The organism is Mycetocola sp. Y791 (genome assembly GCF_059445325.1).
This window is the reverse complement of the sequence record NZ_JCAIUC010000002.1, coordinates 847,699-864,040: the sequence shown is the minus strand read 5'-3', so window position 1 is coordinate 864,040 and position 16,342 is coordinate 847,699. Positions and strand designations below refer to the sequence as shown.

The 16,342-nt window shown below is 65.2% G+C and carries 17 protein-coding genes and 3 tRNA genes; 12 read left to right on the top strand and 8 right to left on the bottom strand.

Features of this window, described 5'->3' with window-relative positions; all coding sequences use genetic code 11:
- Positions 1 to 56: 56 nt before the first annotated feature.
- From AC1C2N_RS08960 to tilS, 6 genes are all read right to left on the bottom strand, one after another.
- Positions 57 to 677 carry a biotin transporter BioY gene (locus AC1C2N_RS08960; protein WP_483405931.1) on the bottom strand — a complete coding sequence of 207 codons (621 nt, stop codon included), beginning with the start codon at positions 675 to 677 and terminating at the stop codon, positions 57 to 59.
- Between the two features lie 124 nt (positions 678 to 801).
- Positions 802 to 1,632 carry a dihydropteroate synthase gene (folP, locus tag AC1C2N_RS08955; protein ID WP_495433714.1) on the bottom strand — a complete coding sequence of 277 codons (831 nt, stop codon included), beginning with the start codon at positions 1,630 to 1,632 and terminating at the stop codon, positions 802 to 804.
- Positions 1,625 to 2,215 carry a GTP cyclohydrolase I FolE gene (folE, locus tag AC1C2N_RS08950; RefSeq protein WP_495433713.1) on the bottom strand — a complete coding sequence of 197 codons (591 nt, stop codon included), beginning with the start codon at positions 2,213 to 2,215 and terminating at the stop codon, positions 1,625 to 1,627. Before folE ends, folP begins: the two co-directional genes overlap by 8 nt.
- A 5-nt stretch (positions 2,216 to 2,220) precedes the next feature.
- Positions 2,221 to 4,221, bottom strand: a complete 2,001-nt coding sequence (ftsH, locus tag AC1C2N_RS08945; protein WP_483405934.1) for an ATP-dependent zinc metalloprotease FtsH — start codon at positions 4,219 to 4,221, stop codon at positions 2,221 to 2,223.
- Positions 4,222 to 4,362: 141 nt separating this feature from the next.
- Complete coding sequence (gene hpt / locus AC1C2N_RS08940; RefSeq protein WP_483405935.1) at positions 4,363 to 4,914, bottom strand: hypoxanthine phosphoribosyltransferase; 552 nt, start codon at positions 4,912 to 4,914, stop codon at positions 4,363 to 4,365.
- A gap of 4 nt (positions 4,915 to 4,918) precedes the next feature.
- The gene (tilS, locus tag AC1C2N_RS08935) at positions 4,919 to 5,935 is read right to left on the bottom strand and encodes a tRNA lysidine(34) synthetase TilS (protein WP_495433712.1); all 1,017 of its coding nucleotides are present in this window, start codon (positions 5,933 to 5,935) and stop codon (positions 4,919 to 4,921) included.
- A 44-nt stretch (positions 5,936 to 5,979) separates the two neighbouring features.
- Here tilS and AC1C2N_RS08930 point away from each other — a divergent pair, with 44 nt between their 5' ends.
- The 4 genes from AC1C2N_RS08930 (at position 5,980) to AC1C2N_RS08915 (ending at position 6,963) form a co-directional block, all read left to right on the top strand.
- Positions 5,980 to 6,474, top strand: a complete 495-nt coding sequence (locus AC1C2N_RS08930; RefSeq protein ID WP_108391867.1) for an inorganic diphosphatase — start codon at positions 5,980 to 5,982, stop codon at positions 6,472 to 6,474.
- A 170-nt stretch (positions 6,475 to 6,644) separates the two neighbouring features.
- A tRNA-Glu gene (locus AC1C2N_RS08925) sits at positions 6,645 to 6,717 on the top strand.
- A gap of 36 nt (positions 6,718 to 6,753) precedes the next feature.
- A tRNA-Asp gene (locus AC1C2N_RS08920) sits at positions 6,754 to 6,827 on the top strand.
- A 63-nt stretch (positions 6,828 to 6,890) separates the two neighbouring features.
- Positions 6,891 to 6,963: transfer RNA gene (locus tag AC1C2N_RS08915), tRNA-Phe, on the top strand.
- A 217-nt stretch (positions 6,964 to 7,180) separates the two neighbouring features.
- Here the strand turns inward: AC1C2N_RS08915 and AC1C2N_RS08910 are convergent.
- Both AC1C2N_RS08910 and AC1C2N_RS08905 read right to left on the bottom strand, forming a co-directional pair.
- Positions 7,181 to 7,540 carry a PadR family transcriptional regulator gene (locus AC1C2N_RS08910; protein ID WP_495433711.1) on the bottom strand — a complete coding sequence of 120 codons (360 nt, stop codon included), beginning with the start codon at positions 7,538 to 7,540 and terminating at the stop codon, positions 7,181 to 7,183.
- 2 nt (positions 7,541 to 7,542) lie between these two features.
- Positions 7,543 to 7,974 (bottom strand): hypothetical protein, encoded by a 432-nt coding sequence (locus AC1C2N_RS08905; protein WP_495433710.1) that lies wholly within the window; start codon positions 7,972 to 7,974, stop codon positions 7,543 to 7,545.
- A gap of 439 nt (positions 7,975 to 8,413) precedes the next feature.
- On the opposite strand from AC1C2N_RS08905, the gene AC1C2N_RS08900 reads away from it, so the two are divergent.
- From AC1C2N_RS08900 to AC1C2N_RS08865, 8 genes are read left to right on the top strand one after another with little or no spacing between them, the layout of a single operon-like run.
- On the top strand, positions 8,414 to 9,931 hold the full coding sequence (locus AC1C2N_RS08900) for a sugar transferase (RefSeq protein WP_495433709.1): 1,518 nt from the start codon (positions 8,414 to 8,416) through the stop codon (positions 9,929 to 9,931).
- 1 nt (position 9,932) lies between these two features.
- The gene (locus AC1C2N_RS08895; RefSeq protein ID WP_483405941.1) at positions 9,933 to 10,637 is read left to right on the top strand and encodes an acyltransferase; all 705 of its coding nucleotides are present in this window, start codon (positions 9,933 to 9,935) and stop codon (positions 10,635 to 10,637) included.
- A complete protein-coding gene (locus AC1C2N_RS08890) occupies positions 10,634 to 11,347 on the top strand; it encodes a hypothetical protein (RefSeq protein WP_495433708.1) in 714 nt (237 codons plus the stop codon). The genes AC1C2N_RS08895 and AC1C2N_RS08890 overlap by 4 nt, the downstream gene beginning before the upstream one ends.
- A gap of 15 nt (positions 11,348 to 11,362) precedes the next feature.
- Positions 11,363 to 12,640 carry an MFS transporter gene (locus tag AC1C2N_RS08885; RefSeq protein ID WP_495433707.1) on the top strand — a complete coding sequence of 426 codons (1,278 nt, stop codon included), beginning with the start codon at positions 11,363 to 11,365 and terminating at the stop codon, positions 12,638 to 12,640.
- Entirely contained in the window at positions 12,637 to 13,656 is a 1,020-nt protein-coding gene (locus AC1C2N_RS08880) for a TolB-like translocation protein (protein WP_495433706.1), read from the top strand. Before AC1C2N_RS08885 ends, AC1C2N_RS08880 begins: the two co-directional genes overlap by 4 nt.
- A complete protein-coding gene (locus AC1C2N_RS08875; protein ID WP_483405945.1) occupies positions 13,653 to 14,501 on the top strand; it encodes a WecB/TagA/CpsF family glycosyltransferase in 849 nt (282 codons plus the stop codon). The genes AC1C2N_RS08880 and AC1C2N_RS08875 overlap by 4 nt, the downstream gene beginning before the upstream one ends.
- Positions 14,498 to 15,472 carry a glycosyltransferase family 2 protein gene (locus tag AC1C2N_RS08870; protein WP_495433705.1) on the top strand — a complete coding sequence of 325 codons (975 nt, stop codon included), beginning with the start codon at positions 14,498 to 14,500 and terminating at the stop codon, positions 15,470 to 15,472. Before AC1C2N_RS08875 ends, AC1C2N_RS08870 begins: the two co-directional genes overlap by 4 nt.
- Positions 15,472 to 16,311 carry a glycosyltransferase gene (locus tag AC1C2N_RS08865; RefSeq protein WP_495433704.1) on the top strand — a complete coding sequence of 280 codons (840 nt, stop codon included), beginning with the start codon at positions 15,472 to 15,474 and terminating at the stop codon, positions 16,309 to 16,311. The genes AC1C2N_RS08870 and AC1C2N_RS08865 overlap by 1 nt, the downstream gene beginning before the upstream one ends.
- The last annotated feature ends 31 nt before the right edge of the window (positions 16,312 to 16,342 follow it).

The following is a 16,342-nucleotide window of genomic DNA, read 5'->3' as shown; positions in this document are numbered from 1 at the left end:
CCCGGAGTGCACGAAAAAGGCCCCGTCCAGGAGGACGGGGCCAGGTGCACGGGCGGTTAGCTGGACTCGCCGCGGCGGTCGACCCGCTGCACGAGCTTCCACGCGAGGGGCAGCACAGAGGCCGCGATGAGCCACTTCACGACGCCGCCGACGACGAACGGGAAGAAGCCGAGGGCGAGAAGCGTGCCGATGTCCGTCGGCAGTCCCATCGAACCGAGGATCATTCCCATGTACGGGATGCCGAACAGGAACGGAATGAGGCTCGCGCCGAGGAACGCGAAGAGGCTGAGCACGGGACGCTTGTCCCAGTTGCGCTCGGCGAGCCAGCCGACGAAGGCGGCAGCGGCGATGAACCCAATGATGAAGCCGAACGACGGCTTGGCGAGAGCGGTGATGCCGCCGGTTGCTCCGGCGAAGATCGGCAGCCCGGCGAGGCCGAACACCATGTACATCGCCATCGAGACGGCTCCACGCCACGCTCCGAGTGAGGCGCCGACGACGAGGACGCCGAGGGTCTGGCCCGACACAGGAACCGGCCACATCGGGATTTCGACCATTGCCGTAGCGCTCACGATGGCAACGCCAGCCACCATCAGGGCGATGTTGTTGACGACGCTCCGCGGCACGACGCGATCGGCCAGGGTGAGTCGAGAGTGGGAAATCGTTGCCGTCGTCATTCAAACTCCAGTTCACAGCGTTCGCGCCGCGTTCGCGGCACAGTTCAACACACTATCCGCTAATCGGCCTCGCGCGGGTTGTCGTTTCGACCCAACGGGGACCCGGAATCTGTGAAGGGTTCCTCTAACCGGCCGAACCGGAAGACATGCGCGCCCGCGCAGCCAGTGCGATCGCCGTCGCGGTCACGCTGTGCACGCGCACTCCCCAGATCCCCGCGTCGGCGAGCAGTGCGCTCACCACCGCCGTTGGCAGGTCGCGGTCGCCCATCGGGGCGCCTTCCGGAAGCAAATCGCCCAGGAACCGCTTTCGGGACGCACCGACGAGCACCGGCAGCCCAAGCGACTGCAGCTCGGAGATTCGCAACAGGATCTCCCAGTTCTGGTCGGCCGTCTTCGCGAAACCGAGACCAGGGTCGAGAATGATGCTCTCCCGCGCTACTCCCCCGGCCTCAAGGGCAGCGATCCGGGTCTCGAGCTCCGCGCGAACGTCAGCGACCACGTCGTCGTAGTGAGCGCGGGAGTTCATGTCGGCACTGTGCCCGCGCCAGTGGCTGAGAATGTACGGCGCACCGGTGTCGGCTGCGACAGCCACCATGTGGGGATCAGCGAGGCCACCGGAGACGTCGTTGATGAACTCGGCCCCCGCTTGGACCGCGGCACTGGCCGTTTCGGCATTCATGGTGTCGACAGAAACGCGGATGCCGTCGGCCGCGAGAGAGCGGACCACCGGAAGGATGCGGCGCAACTCTTCGGTCACACCGATCCGCTCCGCGCCGGGGCGGGTGGACTCCCCGCCGACGTCGACGATGTCGGCACCGTCGGCGACGAGCCGCTTGGCGTGGGTGACCGCACGCTCGTGGTCGAGGAACTGACCGCCGTCGCTGAACGAATCAGGGGTGACGTTGACGATCCCCATGACCAGCATCCGCTTGGGCGTTATGCCTCGATCAGGCATGCGGGTCCGACGTGCCGTGGCCGATCAGGGCAAACAGTTCAGCACGGCGTGCCGGCTCGGCAAGTGCACCGCGGCTTGCGACGGTCACCGTGGACGAATTCGCCTGCCGAACCCCGCGCGCAGCAACGCAACCGTGGACCGCATCGAGCACGACGAGAACGCCACGTGCCTCAAGACCGCGCTCGAGAGCATCCGCGATCTGCTCGGTCAGGCGCTCCTGCAACTGGGGCCTCGACGCGAGGGTGTCGACCACGAGCGGCAGCCGACCAAGACCCACAACGCGATCCCCGGGCAGGTATGCGACGTGCGCCTTGCCGAGGAACGGGAGCAGGTGGTGCTCGCAGATCGAGCGGAAGGCGATGTCGCGCAGGAGCACAACCTCGCCGGTGCCGTCATCGCCGACCGGGACCGACTCGCGCAGGTGGTCGAGCGGATCCGCGCCGACCCCTGCGAAGAACTCGGAGTAGGCGTCGGCGACGCGCGCCGGCGTCCGCTCGAGCCCTGGCCGCTCCGCGTCTTCGCCGATAGCTGCGAGCAACTCGATGACAGCCGCCTCGATGCGCGGCTTATCGACCCCCGCCATCTGAGCTACGCCGTTGCTGGGCGCGGGTCGGACTGCGGGAGAGGCGTGTTGCTCGAGTCGCTCTGGACGCCGCCGTCTGTCGCGCCGGGATCGATGGGAGCCTTCGTGATCGGCACAGCGATCGGAGGACGCTCAGAGATCGGGCGCTTGGACGATGACAGCCACTGCGGGCGGGGCGGGAGCTTCTTGATGTCCTTGAAGATCTCGGCGAGCTGGTTGTGGTCCAGCGTCTCCTTCTCGAGGAGTTCAGCGGCCAGCCGGTCGAGGATGTCGCGGTTGTCGTTCAGTACCTGCCACGCTTCGTCATGGGCCTGCTCGATGAGCGCGCGGACCTCAGAGTCGACCTCTTCAGCGATCTGCTCCGAGTAGTCGCGCTGGTGGCCCATGTCGCGACCGAGGAAGACCTCACCGCTCGACTGTCCGAGCTTGATGGCTCCGACGTTGGCGCTCATGCCGTATTCCGTGACCATCTTGCGGGCAATTCCCGTGGCCTTCTCGATGTCGTTCGACGCACCGGTTGTCGGGTCGTGGAACACCATCTCCTCGGCGACACGGCCGCCCATGGCGTAGGTGAGCTGGTCGAGCAGTTCGTTTCGGGTCACCGAGTACTTGTCTTCGAGCGGGAGGACCATCGTGTAACCGAGGGCGCGGCCGCGGGGAAGGATGGTGACCTTCGTGACGGGGTCGGTGTTGCGCATCGATGCCGCAGCGAGGGCGTGTCCACCCTCGTGGTACGCGGTGATGAGCTTCTCCTGGTCGCGCATCACACGGCTGCGGCGCTGAGGCCCGGCCATGACCCGGTCGACGGCCTCATCGAGGGCGCGGTTGTCGATGATCTGGGCGTTCGAGCGAGCGGTCAGCAGCGCGGCCTCGTTGAGGACGTTCGCGAGGTCGGCTCCGGTGAACCCGGGAGTCTTGCGGGCGAGGACTTCGAGGTCGACGTTCTCCGACATCGGCTTGCCCTTGGCGTGCACCTCGAGGATCTTCATGCGGCCCTTGAGGTCAGGAGCGTCGACGCCGATCTGGCGGTCGAACCGGCCAGGTCGAAGCAGCGCGGGGTCGAGGATGTCGGGTCGGTTCGTCGCGGCGATCATGATGACGTTCGCCTTGGGGTCGAAGCCGTCCATCTCGACGAGCAACTGGTTGAGCGTCTGTTCGCGCTCGTCGTGCCCGCCACCCATTCCGGCGCCACGGTGGCGACCGACGGCGTCGATCTCGTCGACGAAGATGATCGCTGGTGCGTTTTCCTTGGCCTGCTGGAACAGGTCGCGGACACGGCTTGCACCGACACCCACGAACATCTCGACGAAGTCAGAGCCGGAGATCGAGTAGAACGGAACACCGGCCTCGCCAGCGACGGCGCGGGCCAGCAGGGTCTTACCGGTACCGGGAGGGCCGTAGAGCAGCACACCCTTGGGGATCCGGGCACCAACCGCCTGGAAGCGCGCGGGCTCCTTGAGGAAGTCCTTGATCTCCTCGAGCTCTTCGATCGCCTCGTCGCTGCCTGCGACATCGTCGAAGGTGACCTTCGGCGACTCTTTCGAGACGAGCTTCGCCTTCGACTTGCCGAACTGCATGACCTTCGATCCGCCGCCCTGCATGCTCGAGAGCATGATCCAGAAGAACACACCGATCAACAGGAGCGGGAGGAGCAGCCCGAGCGCCGACAGCCAGAAGCTGGGCTGCGGTACCTCGTCGTTGTAACCATCAGAGGGCGCCGCCTCGTCAACGGCAGCGACGACATCCGCCGCTCGCGCGTTGATGTAGTAGAACTGGACCATTGTGCCGTTGTCGCCGTCGGCCTTCTCGAGGGTCAGGTCCGCGCGGTTGTCACCCTCGGTCAGCGTCGCCTCGGCGACTTTTCCGTCGGCGAGCAGCTCAAGCCCGTGCTCGGTGGTCACCTCTTTGTAGCCATTCATGTTGAGCAGGCTGGAACCGACGAAGAAGACAATGACCGCGATCAGGATGTACGGCAGCGGGCCTTTGAAGATGCGCTTGAAATTCATAGTGCGGATGAGCGGATGCCCAACACCTTTCTGAAGGTACGGCGAGACAACACGCGCCTCGTGGCCTCAAGGCTAGCGCCAGAAAGCTGGGCTACGCCTCTGTGTTCGCCGCAAGGGGAAACGCCGGGGGAAACATGCGGGTCAGGAGTAGACGTGGGGCGCGAGAATCGCCACGTCGCGCAGGTTGCGGTAGCGCTCATCGAAGTCGAGACCGTAGCCGACGACGAAGTCGTTGGGGATGTCGAATCCGACGTACTTGCAGTCGATCTCCACCTTCGCAGCCTTCGGCTTGCGGAGCAGTGCGCAGACCTCGATCGAGGCGGCGCCGCGTGAGGCGAAGTTCTCGAGCAGCCACGACAGGGTCAGTCCCGAGTCGATGATGTCTTCAACGATCAGTACATGGCGGCCGGTGAGGTCTGCATCGAGGTCCTTACGGATCTGCACCACACCACTGGACTTCGTGCCAGCGCCGTACGACGAAACGGCCATCCAGTCGATCGACACGTGCTTCTTCATGGCGCGGGAGAGGTCTGCCATCACCATGACGGCACCTTTCAGCACGCCGACGAGGAGAAGATCCTTGCCTTCGTAATCGGAGTCGATCTGAGCCGCAAGCTCATCCAGCTTGTCGTGAATCTCTTGTTCGGTGACGAGGATGGTCGTGAGGTCGCCTGCAATATCGCTCGATTCCATGGATTTATCCTACCGCTGGCTGTCGCGCCGAAAATTCGAGCCGGCCGCCGTTCCTCGTCACTGTGAAGCCGGGAACATCGATCGGACCCTGGCCTTTCCAGTCGGTGACGAGTGCCGCGATCGCGAGCGTGTGGCTTCGCGACAGGGACTGACCGAACTCGCTCGATGCGACCATCCGGATGATCCGGTGCCGGAGTGCGGGAGGGTTCGCTGCCAGCGCGGAGACGGAAACCGCGATGCCGGCCTCAGCGGGTTCGCAGATCTCCTCGATGAACTCGTCGATCATCGCGTCGAACGCCTCGGTGTCCTCCCGAAGCTGCTCGGCTGTGCGAGCAAGCGCTTCAGCGATGCCGGGGCCAAGCTCCTTCTCGAGCACGGGCAGCACGGCCTGGCGGACCCGCACTCGCGCGTACGACGGGTCGCTGTTGTGCGGATCCGCCCACGGTTCGAGTCCTTCGGCGGCACACGCGTCGTGCGTTGCCACGCGCCGAACGCCGAGAAGCGGGCGGAGGTAGTGCCCGCTGACGGGCGCCATCCCCATGAGACTTCCCGCGCCGGAGCCGCGCGCCAGCCCGAGCAGAACGGTTTCGGCCTGGTCGTCGAGGGTGTGACCGAGAAGAAGAGCGGATGCTCCGGTGTCGGTGAGAGCAGATTCGAAGGCCGCGTAGCGGGCGGTGCGGGCCGCTGCCTCTGGCCCGCCGTGACCGTCGACGCCCACCCGGATCACCATCACCGGCTCAAGGCCGAGCGCCCGCGCCTGGTCCGCCGCGCACGCCCCAACATCCGCCGATCCATCCTGCAGACCGTGGTCGATGATCACGGCGCCCGCGCGAATGCCCTGTTTTGGCGCTTCGAAAGCCGTCGCTGCGGCAAGGGCGAGTGAGTCAGGCCCGCCGCTCAGGGCGACGAGCACCGCCTCGCCCTCACGGACGTTTCCGGCGAGCGACTGGCGCACGGCGAGGCGCACCTCGGCAACCGCTTTATCGAGCGGTTCGCGGCGGATATTGCTGTTTGTGGGCATCAAGTAACGTTATTCCAGACTTTGACACAAGGGAGAACACACTTATGGCCGATTACGACGTCGTCGTAGAAATCCCCAAGGGCAGCCGCAACAAGTACGAGGTCGACCACGAAACTGGTCGCGTCTACCTGGACCGCGTTCTGTTCACCGCATTCACCTACCCGGTCGACTACGGCTACTTCGAGAACACGCTCGGCCTCGACGGTGACCCCGTTGACGCTCTCGTGCTGCTCGAGTACCCGGTCTTCCCGGGCGTCGGCATCAAGGTCCGCCCCGTCGGCGTGCTCAACATGAGCGACGAAGCGGGCTCGGACGCCAAGGTCGTCTGCGTCCAGTACAAGGACCCGCGCTGGGCCCACATCCAGGACATCACCGATGTTCCGGAGCAGACCCGCAAGGAACTCGAGCACTTCTTCGCTCGCTACAAGGACCTCGAGCCCAACAAGTGGGTCAAGATCGAGGGCTGGGGCGACGCTGCAGAAGCTGAAGCGATCGTCGAGGCTGGCTTCGTGAAGCTCCGCGAAGAAGGCGGCCACTAGGCATCCGTTTGAACGACACAACCCCGCATCCAGATCTGGATGCGGGGTTTTGTCGTTCGAAGGCCCGGAATTCCGCGGTTTTTGCCGACGGCACTCGCTCGTTTTGCAAAAACGTGTGTGAGCACCGTATGCTTACTTCTCGGTAGTTACAGAGCCCCTCAAAGGCTCGCGGCCCCATCGTTTAGTGGCCTAGGACGCCGCCCTTTCACGGCGGTAGCACGGGTTCGAATCCCGTTGGGGTCACAATAACTACTACACTGAATACAAGTAAAAAAGTAAGGCCCTGTAGCGCAGTTGGTTAGCGTGCCGCCCTGTCACGGCGGAGGTCGCGGGTTCAAGTCCCGTCAGGGTCGCTGAAGTGAAGAGCCCTTCCGAAAGGAAGGGTTTTTCACCTTCCAGCGGCAGAAACGCCGTTGGGCTCTGTAGCTCAGTTGGTAGAGCGCACGACTGAAAATCGTGAGGTCACGGGATCGACGCCCGTCGGAGCCACTGAAATCCTCGTAAGGCTTCTACTTGCGGGGATTTCTTCATTTAACCGCGCAGGCCGCCCAGCCCGGCGCAGCCCCGGCCCCGGCCCCGGCCCTGGCGCAGCCCTCCCGCGCCGAACGCATCACTTCCGGTCGAACACACCGGTTGCGCCGGATGCTTTCGACCGCAACTGATGCTTTCGCTGAAGAGCGAGGTTGCGCTGGCCTCGTCCGCGGATCTACGCCTCTCCGCGACCTGAGATGTCGACGAGGTTCGCCTCGACGCCGGCCAGGAACTGCGCCCCCAGCGCGGTCAGCGACAGTTCCTTGAGTTTGGCGCCGGTTCGAGGTGCCGCAACCTCCGAACTGTGCAGCAGGCCGGAGTCCTGAAGCCGCTTGAGGGTCCGGTACAGGCTGCGTTCGGTAATCGACCAGCCGGTACGCGAAGCAACCTGGTCCGCTATCGCGGCAATCGTCACCGGCTGAAGGTCATCCACCACGCGAAGGATCACCGGCGTCAGCATCGACTTCTTGTAGGTCTCCACCCACGATTCGACCCGGCCATCCGCCCATTCCTGTTCCTCGGTGGGGTGCGTCACGGTCAGTCTTCCCAGCCGCGGCCGAGCACAGCCCCGGTGAGATGAAGAAACAGCCCGATTCCCCAGGCAGCGCTCATCACAAGCGTCGCGCCAAACCAGGGGGTCGCCAGAAGCTCAGTGGCCGGGGAATCGACGGAGATCACCCGAATCACCGCGTGCACGCTGAACGACGTCGTCACAGCGAGAAAAGCGATGGTGTGAGCGATCGCGATGCCGAAGCGAATCTTCGCGAGGGTGCGGTAGTTGCGCCACATCCACGTGCCGATACCGAGGGCGACGACAGCGGTGAGGACCCCGGCGAGGGTGCCGACCTCTCCCCCGGTCAGTGCGATGAGTACCTGGATGAGCACCACTGCAACAACCAGGACGAGCAGGTATGGCAGAAGTACAGAACGGGCGTTGACGGCGGCCGGAGCGATCGTTTGTGTGGTCATGAAGGCACTGTACCATTGGAACACTACCAGCGGTAGTGTTCGCCAGAAAGTCTTCACTGCGCCCGCCGAGCGCATCGCTTCCGGCCCAGAGCACCAGTTTCGCGGGATGCTCTCGACCGGAAATGATGCTCTCGACGTCGTCGGCAGACAGCGTGGCCAGCACGGCATCCGTATCTGAGGATTCCTCACCCCTCTATCTGGGGGGACCCGGCGCGGCTCGCGGCCGCTACTGTCAATAGTGCACCAAACATGAGGCAAGCTCGCTTTTCGGGAAGGCGAGCTTCCTCGCTGGACTTCGCGACGCCCCGGCGTCGTCAGCGTTATCCGGCGCGCCCGAACATCGGGAGTGACACCACTTCACGTGGCTCGCTCCTCTGACCCAGCCACCTCAGCGCCCCCTCAGACGGCATCCCTTTTCAGCGACCAGACGTGGCACACCATGACCGAAATCAAATCACGAATCTTCTTCCCCGGGTTCAGCCGGATCTCGACCCGACCCGCTCCGGACGCGCGCGACCACACCCTCCGCCAGGAGTCCGAGCGAGTATGGGCCCGCAATTATCGCGTCCGGTTACGCATCACGGACTTTGCCACCATCGTCTTCGCCGTCACGGTAGCCTTCCTGCTCCGTTTCGGAATCGAGGCCATCCCGGCGAGCGCGCGAATCGAGGACGCCCAGTACATCCTGATCTCCGCCACGATCGTTGTCGCCTGGCTTGTGGCGCTCGTCGCGTTCGGTGTGCATGACTCGCGGGTCATCGGTGTCGGGGCAACCGAATACAAGCGCATCGTCAACGCCAGCGCCACCGCGTTCGGCCTCCTTGCCATCGTCTTCCTGGTCTTCAAGGTCGACATCGCCCGCGGATATTTCATGCTCGCCCTCCCCCTCGGTACGGTCAGCCTCCTCGGCGCCCACTGGCTGTGGCGGCGCTGGCTGGTTTCGCAGCGTACGCTCGACCACTACCTGTGCCGGGCCCTCGTCGTCGGGGAGCTCGACGACGTCGGCTACGTCATCCGCCAGATCCAGCAGAAATCGGGTGCCGGGTACAACGTCGTCGGCGCTGTCGTTTCGGACACGGATGCTCACACCGTGACGACGGGTCAGAAGCCTGTTCCCGTGCTCGGTACAACGGATGTTGCGCAGGTCGCCCGCAATGTCGGTGCGGACACCGTCATCATCGCCGGTCAGCCCAAAGGCGGAGCGAACTTCATCCGGAGCCTCGGCTGGCAACTTGAGGGCACGGCCACCGACCTCGTCCTGGCGTCGCAATTGACGGATGTCGCCGGGCCGCGGATTCACTTCCGCCCGGTTGAGGGGCTGCCCCTCATCCACGTTGAAATCCCACAATTCGAGGGCGGAAAGCACGTCCTCAAGCGAGCATTCGACGTCGCGGCCACTGCGGCGGGAATCGTCGCCCTCACCCCGGTCTTCGTTGCCATCGCCCTGCTCATCAAACTCGACGACGGCGGACCTGTCTTCTTCACCCAGGAACGGGTTGGCCGCGGCCAGCGCACCTTCCGGATGGTGAAGTTCCGGTCGATGGTGACCACCGCGGAGAGCGACCTCGCACAACTCGTCGACCAGAACGAGGGAAATGGCGTGCTGTTCAAGCTCAAGGACGACCCGCGCGTCACCACAATCGGCCGAGTGCTCCGGAAGTTCTCGCTCGACGAGCTGCCACAACTCTGGAATGTCCTCCTCGGCCACATGAGCCTCGTCGGACCGCGTCCGCCGCTCCCCCGGGAGGTCGAGGCCTATGAGAGCCATGTGCACCGCCGCCTTTACATCAAGCCGGGACTCACCGGCATGTGGCAGGTGAACGGACGAAGCGACCTCAGCTGGGACGAGAGCGTCCGCCTCGATCTCTACTACGTGGAGAACTGGTCACTCACCGGCGACCTCATGATCGTCTGGCGCACCCTCAAAGTACTGCTGAAGCCGATTGGGGCGTACTGACATGACCGTTCCATTCGCCACTCACGAGGCGTCGGATCGCCCGGGGAGGCCACCGCACATCGCGGATACCGCCGACGTCGACGGCCTGGCGCGCATTGGAGACGGCACGCTCGTCTGGCACCTTGCCCAGGTACGTGAGCGCGCCAGGATCGGCGCGGGCTGCATCCTCGGCCGCGGCTCCTACATCGGTCCAGGCGTGGTTCTCGGCGACAACTGCAAGATCCAGAACTACGCCCTCGTCTATGAGCCCGCTGTTCTCGAAGACGGCGTCTTCGTCGGTCCGGCAGCCGTCTTCACCAACGACGTCTTCCCCCGCGCCATCACCGTCGACGGCAAACGCAAGGATGCAGAGGACTGGGATGCCGTCGGCGTCACGGTGCGCACCGGCGCGTCCATTGGGGCGCGTGCCGTCTGCATCGCCCCCGTGACCATCGGGGCATGGGCGCTCGTCGCCGCCGGAGCGGTGGTGACCCAGGACGTTCCGGACCACGCCCTGGTGGTTGGAGTGCCCGCTCGCCGGATCGGCTGGGTTGGCCGCGCCGGGGTGCCCCTCGAATCCATCGGAGACGGCCTGTTCCAGTGCCCATCGACGGGAGATGAATACCGCGAGCACAATGGCGTGCTCACGGCGGTCCTCCCGCAGACAGGCGGAGCGGGTCGTCTCCGATCGGCTGACGTCCCTTCCCGGGCGAAGGCCGGCGGATGACAGACCGGGCGTCTCGCCTCGCACTGACCGCGATCGTTACAGTGCTGGCCCTCGCCGCTTCGATCGTTGTCTTCTCCGCCATTCTCGACACGGCCCCCGCCGCCAACGTTCCAGGAACCTCGTCACCATTATCGACAGGTGAGGCGGATGCCGTAGCAGGAGGCACCGGTATCGTCCCGCCGTCCGCTGCCACCGATAGCCCGTCCGCCCCGTCCGGCGGGAACGGTGCCGCTCAGCCGGGTGGGGACGGCGAAACCGGACCGGTAAACGACCGGACATCATCCGAAGTCCTGCCCGCTCCGGAGAAAACGAGCCCGCTCGGGCGCCCTGTCTCTCCCCCGCTGCCGGGACTCGTCACGACTCCGCTGCCCGCAACGGCGAGCGCCACCGGCTCCCTCGTTGCCGGGTTCCCCTCGGCGATCATTCCACTCGAGGAGGACACGGCCGTGCGGTCGAGCTCCGTCGCGTCCGCCGAAAACCGGCTCCAGGTGACACTCGTCGGCACAACGCCGTCGACCACGGCCGACGTCCTCGAGTTCTACCGCGTTAGTTTCGCTGCGCACCATCTTGTCGACTCCATAGCTCCCGCAGCGGACGGCTCGAGCGCTCTGCTGTTCTCCCGGGGCACGGACACGATCCTTCTCACCGTCACCCCTTCCGCATCCGGCGACACCGCGTACAGCGTCTTTGGCGCATTCACTGCGGCCTAGGGACAGAGCACAACAATGTACATTTCACTCTCCGACGCCGGACCGGCAGAACAGGCCGAGTCGTCTCCCGCGCGGCGACCCACCCGATCCGCTTCAACGCGGGTGTCGTCCGTGGTGATCGCACTCGGCATAGTGAGCATGTTCACCGACATCTCGACCGAATCGGTGTCAGCGATACTTCCCCTGTACATCACGGGCGTCATCGGACTGTCGACGGTCGCCTACGGCGTCATCGACGGCCTCTACCAGGGCATCAGCGCCGTGGTCAGGATCGCCGGCGGGTATGCAGCGGACAGGGGCGACCAGCCCAAATGGGTTGCCTTCTTCGGCTACGGCATCTCCGCCGTCGCCCGGGTGGGCCTGCTGTTCGCGAGTGGCTTCGCGGCACTCAGCGCTGTTATCGCTCTCGACCGGCTGGGCAAGGGAGTACGAACCGCCCCGCGCGATGCCCTCATCACGGCATCCTCAGACCCCGGCACCCTCGCTCGGTCGTTCGGCGTACATCGCGCGCTCGACACGGTCGGCGCTGCTCTCGGCCCGCTTCTGGCCTTCGCGATCCTGTTTTTCATTCCGGATGGCTACAGCACAATTTTCGTTGTTTCCCTCGCCTTCGCGATCATCGGCGTCGTCATCCTCGGCATCCTCGTGCCGAACAAGCACCCGCGGGCGGAGCGCGCCACAACCGGGGCTGTACCCGCGGCGCGGTTCCGCTGGCGTGACCTCAACGACTCACGGCTTCGTCGCCTGCTGCTCACGGCTGGCCTGCTCGGCCTCGTCACCGTCGGCGACGGGTTCATCTACCTGGTCCTGCAGAGCAAGAGCGGGTTCGCCACCGAGTACTTTCCGCTGCTCTACGTCGGCACGAACGTCGCGTTCCTTGCCCTCGCCATCCCACTGGGCCGATTCGCTGACCGATTCGGCCGGGCACGCGTCTTTATCCTCGGCCACGTCGCCTTGCTCGCTGCTTACGTGTGCGCCGCAGTTCCTGCCACCGGCTGGCAGCTCACCATCACCTGCCTGGTCCTGCTCGGGGCGTTCTACGCGGCGAGCGACGGCATCCTCGCGGCGCTGGCCTCCCAGACCACACCGGTCGACACCCTCGCCAGCGGCATCGCCGCGGCGCAGACCGCAGTCGCGCTGTCCCGGCTCCTCGCTTCCGTCGGCTTCGGATTGCTCTGGTATTCGCTCGGACGGGACGGTGCCATGCTCGTCGCCGCCACCGCCCTCGCCGTCGTCATCCCGGTGACCATCGTCCTCCTCCGCGATGCGCTCAGGACGGTGAGGCCGGCATGACCATCTCACGGACCAAATGGCTCTCGCTCCTGCTCATTTCCGCCCTCGTCCTCGGCGCAGCGATTGCCTACGGCACTTCGGCGTACTCCAGGTACCAGGCGCGGGCAGCGGGGCCAAGTGAAGTACGTACGACGTCGCTCAGAACGGATGCCGCTCTGCCACGGATCGTGTTCAGGAACACCGCAGAGGGCCATGGCTACGGGAAGGTGGCCACAGTCCCGCTTCAGACTCCGTCCGCGGACCGGGCGCTCAGCGACACCGCCTGCGACCGGGTCTATGCTGCTGCCGGTGTGCTGTCCTGCCTGCGCATTCAGCGGGGCATCCCAACGACCTTCTCAGCCACCGTCTTCGACCTCGCCGGCACGGAGGTGGCATCGTGGCCGCTTCCCGGCATCCCGAGTCGCACACGACTGTCTCGTGACGGCTCCCTCGTCTCCACGACCTCTTTTGTGACGGGACATTCCTACGCGACCGTGGGCTTCTCCACGGAGACGGTCGTCTCGCGAGTCGGCGGCGAGAGCTACGGCAACCTCGAAGACTTCGCCCTGTTCATCGACGGTGAGCGCCTCACGGCGGCAGACCGGAACATCTGGGGCGTCACCTTCGCCGCAGACGACACGACCTTCTACGCGACGGCGTCGTCGGGCGGCCAGACCTGGCTGGTGCACGGAGACCTGCTCGAGCGCACACTCACGGCGGTCGCGAGCAATGCCGAGTGCCCGTCACTCTCGCCCGACGGGAGTCGCGTCGCTTACAAGAAGAATTCCGGAACTCCGGAAGCCCCGCACTGGGGAATCGCAGTACTGACCCTGACAACCGAGGAGGAAGTTGTGCTTCCAGAATCAAAAAATGTCGACGACCAGGTGGAGTGGCTCGACGACTCGACGCTCCTGTACGGCCTGGCTCGCGAGGACGCGATCGGCGACAGCGACGTATGGGCAATCGACAGTGAGGGAGCGACGGCGCCGTCGCTGTTCATCGAGCACGCCTGGTCACCATCGGTGGTGACGAAATGACGCTCGTCCCTGAACGCCGGATCACCCTCGGTGGAGTTCCTGTCGATGTGAGGGGGTTCGACGAAGCTGTCGACCTCATCGCGTCCCGTCCACTGGCCCACGAAACGACGCCGCTCGCCGTGGCATCCATCAATCTCGACCACATCCACCACTTCGGCACCGGGTCCAAATGGGGAACCAGGCTCATCGCGCCCACACGACCGCCCACCCACCCCCCGGTGGAATGGCTCAATCTCATCGACGGCGCACCGGTCGCCGTGCGGGCCCGCCAGCTCGTCGGCGAGGATTGCCCACGGCTCGCTGGGAGCGATCTCATAACTCCGCTCCTTGACCGCGCCGAGCAAACCGGTGCGTCCGTGGGCTTTCTCGGCGGCTCGCCCGAAACGCAGGAGCTGCTGAGCAGCTACCTCCGATTGACCCGACCGTCACTGCAGATCTCCGGATTCTGGTCGCCAGCGCGTGAAGAGCTGTCAGATCCGGATGCCTGTGGCCGCATCAGTCAGGAAATCAGCGATGCAAAGACCGACATTCTCATTGTCGGGCTCGGCAAACCGCGACAGGAATTGTGGATCGCGGAGTACGGCCCCGCGACGCATGCAACGGTGCTCCTCGCCTTTGGCGCCGTTGTGGACTTCCTCGCCGGACGGGTACGGCGAGCGCCGAAGTGGGTGTCATCGGCGGGACTCGAATGGGCATGGCGCCTCGTACTCGAACCACGCCGTCTCGGGCGACGTTATCTCGTCGAGGGGCCGACCGCGCTGCTCAGGATCATGGCATCCGGGGCCGCACCGGGTCTTCCGGTGAGAGCGGATACCGCCGTACCGCCGCCGGGCGGTGAGACATGACGCTCACCAACGGCGTGACTCCGCTCGGTTCGACGGCAGACGCAACGTTCGCGGGCCCCGGCACGCGGGCCGACGTCGCCGTCGTCATCGTGACCTACAACAGTGCCGCTGACATCGACCGCCTGATTTCGAGCCTGCGCCACGAAGCAGAGCACTCGCGTCTCAGGGTCATCGTTGCCGACAATCATTCCGTCGACGGCACGCTCGAGATGGTGGCGCGTCATCCGGACGTGATCGCGTTTCGAACGGCGGGCAACGTCGGATACGCGGCGGGCATCAACGCCGCCCGCGAGCACGTGGGAGACGCGGAAGCGATTCTGGTGCTCAACCCCGACCTCGAGGTTGAGCCCGGTGCCATCCGGACACTGCTCGCCCGCGTCGAATACTCGGCCGCCGGTGTCGTCGTGCCGCGCATTCTCGAGGACTCCCGCGTGACCTACGAATCACTGCGCCGGGAACCGACACTGTCCCGGGCGATCGGTGACGCCCTCTTCGGCAGCCGCTGGGCCACTCGACCCGGCTGGCTCTCGGAGATGGTCTATGGCCCTGCGCCGTATCGCCGGGCTCACACGGTGGAGTGGGCAACCGGCGCAGCGCTTCTCATCCGGGGCGACGTCGCCAACCTCGTCGGTGGCTGGGATGAACGGTTCTTCCTTTACTCGGAAGAGGTCGACTACTTCCGGCGAGTCCGCGACGCGGGTGAAGTGGTCTGGTTCGAACCGGACGCCGTCGTCCGGCACAGCCAGGGAGGGTCAGGGACCTCGTCAGACCTCGTGGCACTCATGACCGTCAACCGCGTCCGGTACGTCGAGAAAGGGCACGGACCCGGATATGCGGGCGCGTACCGCCTCGCAGTCGTCCTGCACGAACTGCTGCGCTTCTCACAGCCGGACCACCGTCGATCGCTGCGCTTTGTGATTCGCAGGAAATCGTGGCAGTCCCTTCCCCGCGCGACAGGAGCATCCGAGTAATGGTTCTCACCGAATTCCCGTCTGGCGCGATCCTTATCCCCGCTCACAACGAGGCCTCGGTGATCGACCGCACACTTCGGCACCTCGCGCCCATTGCCGAGTTCGACAACGTCGAAATCTGTGTGATCTGCAACGGGTGCACCGACGATACGGCCGAGCGTGCTCGCAAGCACACGGGGGTACACGTTCTCGAAATTTCCGAAGCATCGAAGACGGCGGCGCTCAACGCCGGCGACGCCTGGGTCACCCGATGGCCACGGCTGTACCTTGACGCCGACATCGAAATCGAGCCGGATGCCGTCGCGCGGGTATTCCGCACGCTCACCGGTTCGGTACCCGCTGCCCGACCGATCTACCGTTACGACACCAGCGGAGCATCCGCGCTCGTCCGCGCCTACTATCGAGCGCGCAGACGGATGCCGTCGACGCGGTTCGCGTTGTGGGGCGCCGGGGTCTACGCGCTCAGCGAGTCCGGGCATGAACGTTTCGAGTCATTTCCCGCTGTGACCGCGGACGACCTCTACGTCGATCGCCTGTTCGCGCCGGAAGAGAAACACATAGTGACGACCGTCCCCGTGCGCGTTCGAACCCCGCGGACGACAGCGGCACTGCTCTCGATCCTGCGCCGCAACCAGCGGGGGGTCTCGGAGTTCAGCGGCACGTCTCCGTCAACGAGCCTCAAGGAACTCGTCCTCAGCATCCGCGGGATCGCGAGCGCCCTCGACGCGCTTGCCTATACCTTTCTCGCCATGGTTTCGCGTTTTCCGCCGCCATGGTCAGGTCGCGGCGGCGCGCCCGGCGCCTGGGAACGGGACAGCACGAGTCGACAGTCGCCATGAGGTACACGCCTTCTCAACCTGAGAATATGTC